Annotated in this window: 10 protein-coding genes; 7 read left to right on the forward strand and 3 right to left on the reverse strand. The window is 68.8% G+C overall.

Features of this window, described 5'->3' with window-relative positions; genetic code table 11:
• From sucB to CQZ88_RS01685, 5 genes are all read left to right on the forward strand, one after another.
• On the forward strand, nt 1–720 hold a 720-nt coding region (gene sucB / locus CQZ88_RS01665; RefSeq protein WP_102799152.1), incomplete at its 5' end, for a 2-oxoglutarate dehydrogenase, E2 component, dihydrolipoamide succinyltransferase.
• A 110-nt stretch (nt 721–830) separates the two neighbouring features.
• A complete protein-coding gene (locus tag CQZ88_RS01670) occupies nt 831–1,721 on the forward strand; it encodes a TIGR01777 family oxidoreductase (RefSeq protein WP_006947768.1) in 891 nt (296 codons plus the stop codon).
• A gap of 46 nt (nt 1,722–1,767) precedes the next feature.
• Nucleotides 1,768–2,550 carry a lipoyl(octanoyl) transferase LipB gene (gene lipB, locus CQZ88_RS01675; RefSeq protein WP_006947767.1) on the forward strand — a complete coding sequence of 261 codons (783 nt, stop codon included), beginning with the start codon at nt 1,768–1,770 and terminating at the stop codon, nt 2,548–2,550.
• Nucleotides 2,551–2,618: 68 nt separating this feature from the next.
• Complete coding sequence (gene lipA, locus CQZ88_RS01680; protein ID WP_006947766.1) at nt 2,619–3,629, forward strand: lipoyl synthase; 1,011 nt, start codon at nt 2,619–2,621, stop codon at nt 3,627–3,629.
• A 55-nt stretch (nt 3,630–3,684) separates the two neighbouring features.
• Nucleotides 3,685–4,425: a DUF4191 domain-containing protein gene (locus CQZ88_RS01685; protein WP_029544250.1), complete on the forward strand. Its 741-nt coding sequence runs from the start codon at nt 3,685–3,687 to the stop codon at nt 4,423–4,425.
• A gap of 78 nt (nt 4,426–4,503) precedes the next feature.
• Here CQZ88_RS01685 and CQZ88_RS01690 read toward each other — a convergent pair whose 3' ends face one another.
• Nucleotides 4,504–4,980 (reverse strand): RDD family protein, encoded by a 477-nt coding sequence (locus tag CQZ88_RS01690; RefSeq protein WP_029544252.1) that lies wholly within the window; start codon nt 4,978–4,980, stop codon nt 4,504–4,506.
• Nucleotides 4,981–5,193: 213 nt separating this feature from the next.
• On the opposite strand from CQZ88_RS01690, the gene glnA reads away from it, so the two are divergent.
• Nucleotides 5,194–6,630 carry a type I glutamate--ammonia ligase gene (glnA, locus tag CQZ88_RS01695; RefSeq protein WP_006947761.1) on the forward strand — a complete coding sequence of 479 codons (1,437 nt, stop codon included), beginning with the start codon at nt 5,194–5,196 and terminating at the stop codon, nt 6,628–6,630.
• Nucleotides 6,631–6,767: 137 nt separating this feature from the next.
• Here the strand turns inward: glnA and CQZ88_RS01700 are convergent, their stop codons facing one another.
• Both CQZ88_RS01700 and CQZ88_RS01705 read right to left on the reverse strand, forming a co-directional pair.
• Nucleotides 6,768–7,928, reverse strand: a complete 1,161-nt coding sequence (locus CQZ88_RS01700; protein ID WP_006947760.1) for a hypothetical protein — start codon at nt 7,926–7,928, stop codon at nt 6,768–6,770.
• A 13-nt stretch (nt 7,929–7,941) separates the two neighbouring features.
• Nucleotides 7,942–8,868 (reverse strand): metal-dependent hydrolase, encoded by a 927-nt coding sequence (locus CQZ88_RS01705; protein WP_006947759.1) that lies wholly within the window; start codon nt 8,866–8,868, stop codon nt 7,942–7,944.
• Nucleotides 8,869–9,115: 247 nt separating this feature from the next.
• Between CQZ88_RS01705 and CQZ88_RS01710 the strand changes: the two genes are divergently transcribed.
• Entirely contained in the window at nt 9,116–9,766 is a 651-nt protein-coding gene (locus tag CQZ88_RS01710; RefSeq protein ID WP_006947757.1) for a TetR/AcrR family transcriptional regulator, read from the forward strand.
• The last annotated feature ends 19 nt before the right edge of the window (nt 9,767–9,785 follow it).

The following is a 9,785-nucleotide window of genomic DNA, read 5'->3' on the forward strand; positions in this document are numbered from 1 at the left end:
CGTGGCACCACGCAGAAGGTCAACCGGATCCGCCAGATCACCGCGATCAAGACCCGCGAGTCCCTGCAGACCACCGCGCAGCTCACCCAGACCTTCGAGGTCGACGTCACCAAGATCGCGCACCTGCGGGCGCAGGCCAAGGCGACCTTCGCCGAGCGCGAGGGCGTCAACCTGACCTTCCTGCCCTTCTTCGCGAAGGCCGTCGTCGAGGCCCTCAAGGCGCACCCGAACATCAACGCCTCCTACGACGAGGACAAGAAGGAGATCACCTACCACGCGGCCGAGCACCTCGGCATCGCCGTGGACACGGAGCAGGGTCTGCTCTCCCCGGTGATCCACAACGCCGGTGACCTGTCGCTGGCCGGCCTGGCCCGCGCGATCGCGGACATCGCCAAGCGTGCCCGCAGCGGTGGCCTCAAGCCCGACGAGCTGGCCGGGGGCACCTTCACGATCACGAACATCGGCAGCCAGGGCGCCCTGTTCGACACGCCGATCCTGGTGCCGCCGCAGGCGGCGATGCTCGGCACCGGGGCGATCGTCAAGCGACCGGTGGTCGTCACCGACGAGGTGGGCAACGAGTCGATCGGTGTCCGTTCGATGTGCTACCTGCCGCTGACCTACGATCACCGGCTGGTCGACGGCGCGGACGCAGGCCGGTTCCTCACCACGATCAAGCACCGCCTCGAGGAGGCGGCGTTCGAAGCCGACCTGGGTCTGTGACCCACGGGGTGTAGCCCGGCACTCACCGGACCCGCAGCGGGGGCATCGTCACACCGACGAGGCCCCCGCTTCCGCGTTCCGATCCCCGCAGATGCGGGAGAATCTCCGGCATGCGCATCCTCGTGGCCGGCTCGTCGGGGCTGATCGGAACTGCCTCGGTCGCGTGGCTGCGGGCGCACGGCCACGAGGTGCGCCGCCTGGTGCGACGTCCGCCGGGGGCGCCGGACGAATGGTCCTGGGACCCGCGGACGGGGCGGGTCGATCCCGCGGCGCTCGACCGCGTCGACGCCGTGGTGAACCTGTGCGGGTCGAGCGTGGGTGCGCGGCGCTGGTCGGGCGCGGTGAAGCAGGAACTGCGCGACAGCCGGATCGTCCCCACCGACGTCCTCGCCGCCGCCGTCGCGGCCGCCGGGGTGCCGACGCTGGTCAACGCGGGCGCCGTCGGCTTCTACGGGGACACCGGCGAGACGGTGGTGGACGAACGCAGCCCTGCCGGGCAGGGGTTCGTGGCCGACCTGTGCCACGACTGGGAGGCCGCGACGGCGCCGGCGCGTGAGGCCGGGGTCCGCACGATCGTTCTCCGCACCGGGATCGTGCTCGCGCCGCACGGGGGCATCCTGCGCCGGCTCGAGCCGCTGTTCCGGCTCGGGCTCGGTTCCCGGCTCGGCGACGGCCGGCAGTACATGTCGTGGGTGGCGCTCGAGGATGCGGTGGCGGCGGTGGGCTTCGTCCTCGGTCGCGGCGACATCGCCGGACCGGTCGATGTCACCGGGCCGGCCCCCGTGACGAATGCCCGGTTCACCGAGGCGCTGGCGCACTCGGTGCACCGGCCCGCGCCGTGGACGACCCCCGGTTTCGTGGTCGCCGCGGTCGCCGGGGAAATGGCGCGCGCACTGGTGCTCACCGGGCAGCGTGCCCTGCCGGCGGTGCTCGAGTCGACGGGCTTCGAGTTCCGGTACCCGACGATCGGTGCCGCCCTGGGAAACGCGCTCGCGTCCTGAAGTCACCTCTTCGCGAGGGCTCGCCGACGGCGTAGGGTCGTGGACTATGAGCAGCGCATCCTCCTCCGCCCGTTTCGATTCCGAACCCGTCGCGGTGGCGCACCTGGGGCTGATCGGTTACCTCGAGGCGTGGGAGCGGCAACGGGAGATCGCCGCCGACCGGGCCGAGGGCCGCGGCGTCGACACCCTGCTGTTGCTCGAGCATCCGCCCGTGTACACCGCCGGTAAGCGCACCGCCCCCGAGGATCGCCCCACCGACGGCACCCCGGTGATCGACGTCGACCGCGGGGGCAAGATCACCTGGCACGGTCCCGGCCAGCTGGTGGGCTACCCGATCATCCGGCTCGGCGAACCCATCGACGTCGTCGGCTACGTGCGGCGTCTCGAGCAGGCCCTGATCGAGGTCTGCACCGACCTCGGGCTCACGTGCGGCCGCGTGGACGGTCGCTCGGGCGTGTGGCTGCCGGCCGAGCTGCGCGACGGGCACTGGCTGCCCGAGCGCAAGATCGCCGCCATCGGGGTGCGGGTGCAGCGCGGGGTGACGATGCACGGGTTCTCCCTCAACTGCGACGCCACCCTCGACGCGTTCGACTCGATCGTCCCGTGCGGCATCCGCGACGCGGGTGTCACCTCGCTCACGGGTGAGCTCGGACGAGACGTCACCGTCGCCGAGGTGATGCCGGCGGTGACGGCGGCGGTGATCGACGCTCTCGACGGCCGCCTGCCGGTGACGGACCACGACATCGAGCGGGTGACGTTCGAACAGGCCGTCGGTGCCGAGCCGCCGCAGACCCCGCGGCCGGAGTTCACCACGGTGCGGTACGGCTGATCGCCGCCCGCCACGGCCGCGCCCCCAGGGTGGGTCCGGCCGGTACCGGCGGGCGTAGGATCGAGCCCGTGACTGTGGCCCCAGAAGGACGCAAACTGCTGCGGATCGAGACCCGAAACGCGCAGACGCCGATCGAACGCAAGCCGAACTGGATCAAGACCCGGGCGAAGATGGGCCCGGAGTACACCGAGCTGAAGGGACTGGTGCGGCGCGAGGGCCTGCACACGGTCTGCGAGGAAGCCGGTTGTCCCAACATCTACGAATGCTGGGAGGACCGGGAGGCGACGTTCCTCATCGGCGGCGAGCAGTGCACCCGTCGATGCGATTTCTGCCAGATCGACACCGGTAAGCCCGCCGAGCTCGACCGCGACGAGCCGCGCCGCGTCGCCGAGTCGGTGCAGGCGATGGGTCTGCGGTACTCGACGATCACCGGTGTCGCCCGCGACGATCTGCCCGACGGCGGCGCGTGGCTGTACGCCGAGACCGTGCGGCAGATCCACGAGCTCAACCCGGGCACCGGCGTCGAGAACCTCATCCCCGACTTCAACGGCAAGCCCGAACTGCTCACCGAGGTCTTCGAGTCGCGTCCCGAGGTCCTCGCGCACAACGTCGAGACCGTCCCCCGGATCTTCAAGCGCATCCGCCCGGCGTTCCGCTACCAGCGGTCGCTGGACGTGATCACCGCGGCCCGCGAGTTCGGCCTGGTGACCAAGTCCAACCTGATCCTCGGCATGGGTGAGACACCGGAGGAGGTCACCGAGGCGCTGCACGACCTGCACGCCGCCGGCTGCGACATCGTCACCATCACCCAGTACCTGCGTCCGTCGCCGCGGCACCATCCCGTCGAGCGGTGGGTCAAGCCCGAGGAGTTCGTCGCGCACTCGGAGACCGCCGAGGAGATCGGCTTCGCGGGCGTGATGGCCGGGCCGCTGGTCCGGTCCTCGTACCGCGCGGGCCGCCTGTACGCGCAGGCCATGGCACACCACGGTCGCGAATTGCCCGCCGCCCAGGCGCACCTGGCCGAGGGGGGCACAGCGGCCCAGGAAGCCAGCTCCGTGCTCGCTCGCCTCACGCCGTAGCCGTACCGGACCCGCGGTGGTGAAGGGGTCACCGCGGGGAAAGTATCCTGGGTGCATGGCGAAAGGCAGCAAACCCGACAAGGAAGCGAAGGCCGCGGCGAAGGCCGCGCGCAAGCAGGCGTCGAAGGAGCGGCGAACCCAGCTCTGGCAGGCGTTCCAGCTGCAGCGCAAGGAAGACAAGCTGCTGCTGCCGTGGATGATCGGCGCGATCGTCGTCTCCACCCTGGTGTTCTTCCTGATCGGGCTGATCTTCGGTATCGAGTGGTTCCTCCTGCCGGTCGGCCTGCTCGTGGGGGTGCTGCTCGCGTTCGTCATCTTCGGTCGCCGGGTGCAGAAAACGGTCTACGGCAAGGCCGAGGGCCAGGCCGGCGCGGCGGCGTGGGCGCTGGACAACCTGCAGGGCTCCTGGCGCGTCACGCACGCGGTGGCCGGCACCGCGCAGCTCGACGCCGTGCACCGCGTCATCGGCCGCCCGGGCGTGATCCTGGTGGCCGAGGGATCGCCGCAGCGCGTGAAAGCGCTTCTCGCACAGGAGAAGAAGCGGGTGGCGCGCCTCGTCGGCGACACCCCGATCTACGACGTCGTGGTCGGCAACGACGAGGGCCAGGTCCCGCTGTCGCAGCTGCAGAAGCACCTGTCCAAGCTGCCGCGCAACATCGACACCAAGCGGATGGACGCGATCGAGGGCCGGCTGGCCGCCCTGAGCACCAAGAAGACCGGCGCCGCGCTCCCGAAGGGTCCGATGCCGGCCGGCGCGAAGATGCGCAGCGTCCAGCGCACCATGCGCCGCCGCTGAGCCCCGCTCCGACGACGGGAGCCTGCACCCGGATCGACCCGGTGCAGGCTCCCGTTCCGCGTTTCGGGGGCGGGTGCGTCAGCGGGACCGTACGAGGGCCGTGCCGGTCGCCCGGTCCTGCAGGCCGCGGCCGTCGACGTCGGTGACGATCGCCGGCGCGATGAACACGAGCAGCAGCTGCCGCGCCAGGGCGCGAACCGGCCCCACTCGTGCGGGCGCGTCGACCCGGGCGACCTGGAGGCCGACCAGATACTGCCCCGGGGTGAACGAGAACAACGTCACCGTGAGCACCCCCACCACGAACCACACCAGCAGGGTGTAGGTGGACAGCTGAGGGTTCTCGAAGGGACGTTCGCCGACGATCGCGGTGGCGATACCGACGGAGGTGAACCAGTCGATCGCCAGAGCGCTCGCCCGCCGGCCGGTGCCCGCGAGCGCGCCCGGCCCCTCCTGGGGCAGGCCGAGCAACTGCCCGCGGTAGTCCTGGGCCTTTTCCTGCCCCTTGGGGATCGCCGCAGCGGGTCCGGAGAGCCAGCTGCCGGTCATACGTGCCATGCTGTCCAGGATAGGGTGCAACGAGCGGACCGGCCCGACCCCACGTGCACGCCGGTGACTTCTACCACAAAAGTAGTCCTCACGACACCGGAAGACGAGCTGTAACATCGGTGAAACATGGGATTGATGGTCGGGCAACACCAGCTCAATACGGTCTGTATCCGACGCAGACGCCCCATCCCCATGGCGCGCATTGACTGAAGGAGCACAAGCGTGGCGTTCACCTCGGCCGAAGAGGTCATCAAGTACATCGAGGACGAAAACGTCGAGTACGTCGATATCCGATTCAGCGACCTCCCCGGCGTTCAGCAGCACTTCTCGATTCCCGCGAGCGCGTTCACCAAGGACGTGTTCGAGGACGGCTTGGCGTTCGACGGCTCGTCCGTTCGCGGCTTCCAGTCCATCCACGAGTCGGACATGATGCTGCTGCCCGACGTCACCACCGCGCGCATCGATCCCTTCCGGGCCGCCAAGACGCTGAACATCAACTTCTTCGTCCACGACCCGTTCACTCGCGAGTCCTACAGCCGGGACCCGCGCAATGTCGCCCGCAAGGCCGAGGAGTACCTCGTCAGCACCGGCATCGCCGACACCGCGTTCTTCGGTGCCGAGGCCGAGTTCTACATCTTCGACTCGATCCGCTACGACTCGCAGATGAACGGCGCGTTCTACGAGATCGACTCGGTCTCCGGTTCGTGGAACACCGGCGTCGAGCTCAACGCCGACGGCAGCCCCAACCTCGGCTACAAGGTCCGCCCGAAGGGCGGCTACTTCCCCGTCGCACCGTACGACCACTACGTGGACCTGCGCGACGAGATCTCCACCAACCTGCAGAACGCCGGCTTCGAACTCGAGCGCGGCCACCACGAGGTCGGCACCGCCGGTCAGGCCGAGATCAACTACAAGTTCAACACGCTGCTCGGTGCGGCCGACGATCTGCAGCTGTTCAAGTACATCGTCAAGAACACCGCCTGGAAGCACGGCAAGTCCGTGACCTTCATGCCGAAGCCGCTGTTCGGTGACAACGGTTCGGGCATGCACGTGCACCAGTCGCTGTGGAAGGAAGGCAAGCCGCTCTTCCACGACGAGTCCGGCTACGCGGGCCTGTCCGACCTGGCGCGCTGGTACATCGGCGGCATCCTGCACCACGCGCCGTCGCTGCTCGCGTTCACCAACCCGACGATCAACTCGTACCACCGTCTGGTGCCGGGCTACGAGGCTCCGATCAACCTGGTCTACAGCCAGCGCAACCGCTCCGCCGCCGTGCGCATCCCGATCACCGGCAACAACCCGAAGGCCAAGCGCCTCGAGTTCCGCGCCCCGGACTCCTCGGGCAACCCGTACCTCTCGTTCGCCGCGCAGATGCTCGCGGGTCTCGACGGCATCAAGAACAAGATCGAGCCGATGGCCCCGGTCGACAAGGACCTCTACGAGCTCCCGCCGGAGGAGGCCAAGAACATCCCGCAGGCTCCCACCAGCCTCGAATCGGTCATCGACAACCTCGAGCGCGACCACGAGTACCTGACCGAGGGCGGCGTGTTCACCAGCGACCTGATCGAGACCTGGATCTCGATCAAGCGGGAGCAGGAGATCGCTCCGGTCAACCTGCGGCCGCACCCCTACGAGTTCCAGCTGTACTACGACTGCTGAGCCGGTTCCGCACGTAGTTCGTCACGAGTCCACCCGCCTTGCGATTCCGCAAGGCGGGTGGACTCGTGTCTGCGGCCTCGTCGGCCGGAGAGCGCGACCTCCCCGCCGCCGGCCGCGCTCGGCGTGCGCCGAATCTGCTATCCGGCGTGCGCCGCGTCCCGCTCGTGCGCGGGCGATCTGTCGCCCGGTTCACCCCCTCGGCGGTGTGCGGTGAACGTGGCGGCGACGCACAGCAGTGCGACGACGAAACACGCCAGCGTGTACCACAGGTTTCCCACCGGATCTCCGGTGCTCGTCACGCCGTCGACGGCACGGAGGAAGTCGGGCAACGCGGTCGCCCAGAGGAACGCCATGACGCACAGGTACACCACGCTGTAGGCCTGGACGAAGCGGTTCGTGTAGGGAGGAACGTCCGGCTCGCCCCGCCGCAGCCGCACCCATCGGCGCACGAGCACCACGCTCGCGACGAGTGTGACGACGACCAGTTCCACCGCGTACAGCACTCCCCGGACCGTCGTGCTTCCCATGCCCAGGACCGTGGCCGGGAGCGGGAGGACGAACGTGCCCAGCGACGCCAGCAGGCCGATCACGACCGTGCGCCACACCAGCTCGAGACCGGAGAAGTGCCGGCCGCGGTCGGCGTGGCGACCGACGAAGAACTGCACGCACAACGCGAGCGACATCGGCCAGAGCGCGGCGAACACCACCACACTCGGGAGCGGGACCGCATCGAACATGGGCTGGTTGACCGGATTCGTCACCGACCAGTGCCACCATCGCAACTGCGGTCCGAGGTGGTCGAAGATCTCGTAGAACGCGTGGTGAACGAAGCCCACGCAGACCGCACCGACGAGAACCCCGTAGCGCCGGAAAACGCCCAGCATTCTGACGATCTCGAAGGCCAGCGTGGCCATCAGCGGGTAGATCGCGACGATGTACAGCGGGAGCCGGCCCCACAGGAACTCCACCGTGAACACGTTGTGGGCGAACATCGTGTCCACGTGCTCCTCGATGCCGAATGCGGCGGGGAAGTACAGCGGTGGCTCGATGAGGAACAGGTAGGCGGTGGCGCCGAACCAGAGCACCAGGTTGGTGGGATCGCCGTGGCGACGCAGGCGCACGACGGCGAGCACGAGCGCGAGCACGGCACCGAACACGACGGTGACCTCGAGAACCGGAAGGGTCCAGTTCTCCAGGGCCGACGGGTTGCGGACCTCGACGAGGCCACCGGCCTCCTCGCACGAGAAGCCCAGGGACGTGGCGAGTTCGGCGAAGGTGGGTGAACACAGGTCGGTCATCGCTCCGGCCCCCCTACGATGCGACCGCGTCGGCGGTGTACCAGCGCGTGACGTCGTAGCCGTCCTCGTAGCGCCGGAACCACACGTCCGCGAGTGCCGGCAGCTTCTCGTGGGCCGGGTTGTGCTTCGGCAACTGGCTCCGGACGACTCCCGCCAGGGCGACGAGTTGCTCACCGAGCGGGAGATCGTCGAACGCGCGCGGCAGGGGGCCGTGGTCCTCCGCGTGCAGCAGCGGCAACCACGTGCGCAGGCGCTGCTTGCGCCGGTAGGACGCGAACATCGACAGAGCGTCGATCCTCCGGTCCGCCAAGGGAACATGCTCGTTGAAGCCCTCGCAGGCCAGCCGGATGACCTTCAGCACATGACGGAAGACCGACGGGGCCACGCGCATCCGGTAGATGTCGGAGCCGACGACGGAGTCGAAGACGACGAGCGCCGAACTCCGATGTTCGACCTCCTCGACGAAGTGCCAGATGAACAGCGACGCCACCCGGTCGTCTCCGGGCCGGAACAGGGCCGCCTCGTTGTCGAGCATCAGCTTGAACACCGGAGTGAAGGTCGCTTCGAGATCCGCGGTGTAGGCGAGCCGGTAGTTCAGCGAGGTCTCCGCGGTGAGCCGGTCGAACTCTCCGATGACGTCGTCGAGAGTCTCCCGGAGCCCCGGGTACTGCTTGATCAGGGCCCTGACGTGTTGGCGGTGCGCGGTCGAGTGCTGCCCCTCCTGACGCATGAACGCGTCCGCCTCCGCGGCGACCTCGGGGTCGGTGATCAGCGGCTTGGTCTGGAGAATCATCTTCACGATCATCTTCTCGAAGCCGATCGCCAGGAACGAGACCGCGTTGGCCATGCTCGAGAAGGCCGGATTCGCGTCGTTCCACAGGAAGGGCACGTCGTAGTCCTCGAACGCGAAGTTCATCTTTCGGATCTGCAGATCGGTCACGCGCTACCCCTCGTCGTCCGGAAATGGGCTGGGCCGGGGCCCCGCAGAGGCCCCGCGCCGCGGTGCCGTTATCATACATAGATCGACCAACACGTATGATGAGAACGTGTTATCGAAACCGTGGACGGCCCCGCGGGCGGCGGGCCACCCCGTGCTACCGTCGGTCGTTCGAGCGGACGGCCGACAGGCCCCACCATGCGGAGGGCCCGCCGTTCCGGATGCGGGTGCGATCCGAGGAAGCGGAGCAGTGGCACGGAGACGCGGGTGGGGCGGCAGCCCACCGGAGAACGACGACGAAGCGTCCCGCCGGATCGTCTCCGCTGCAGTCGATCTGATCGGGCGTACGGGTTCCGTCATCAGCATCGCCGATGTCGCGGAGTCGCTGGGCGTCATCCGCCAGACGGTGTACCGCTACTTCCCCAGCGCGGATGCACTGATGCGGGCCGCGGCGATCGCATCGGTCGACGGATTCCTCGCTCGACTGACCCGGCACATCCGCGGCATCGAGGATCCCGTCGACGCGATGACCGAAGGCGTGGTCTACACCCTGGCCGAGGTACGCCGGACGCCGCATCTGGGCATCCTGCTCACGGGCACGTACTCGAACGTCCATCCCGACGGCCTCACCTCCGAAGAGGCACGCGAGTTCGGGATGACGATGATCAAGCGTTTCGACGTCGACTGGGAGCGCTACGGGTACGACGACGCGGCACTCCACGAACTCGTCGAATACGTGCTGCGCACGATGCAGTCGTTCTTCGTCTCCCCCGGCAACCCCCCGCGGAGCGACGACGAGCTGCGGCGCTATCTCCGACGCTGGATGGGCGCCGCGATCCTCGCCCAGTGCCCGACCGCGGCACGCGCCTCCTCCGGCGGCGTCCGAGACGACAGCGCGTGACGGGAACCGGCCCGGACCG

It is taken from the genome of Rhodococcus sp. ENV425, from assembly GCF_002887785.1.
GTDB lineage: Bacteria > Actinomycetota > Actinomycetes > Mycobacteriales > Mycobacteriaceae > Rhodococcus > Rhodococcus aetherivorans.

What these genes read in the sequence shown, in the direction of transcription:
- CQZ88_RS01670 (WP_006947768.1), top strand. Translation starts at nt 831, where the DNA reads ATGCGCATCCTCGTGGCCGGCTCGTCGGGGCTGATCGGAACTGCCTCG.
- lipB (WP_006947767.1), top strand. Translation starts at nt 1,768, where the DNA reads ATGAGCAGCGCATCCTCCTCCGCCCGTTTCGATTCCGAACCCGTCGCG.
- CQZ88_RS01685 (WP_029544250.1), top strand. Translation starts at nt 3,685, where the DNA reads ATGGCGAAAGGCAGCAAACCCGACAAGGAAGCGAAGGCCGCGGCGAAG.
- CQZ88_RS01690 (WP_029544252.1), bottom strand. Translation starts at nt 4,980, where the DNA reads ATGGCACGTATGACCGGCAGCTGGCTCTCCGGACCCGCTGCGGCGATC.
- CQZ88_RS01700 (WP_006947760.1), bottom strand. Translation starts at nt 7,928, where the DNA reads ATGACCGACCTGTGTTCACCCACCTTCGCCGAACTCGCCACGTCCCTG.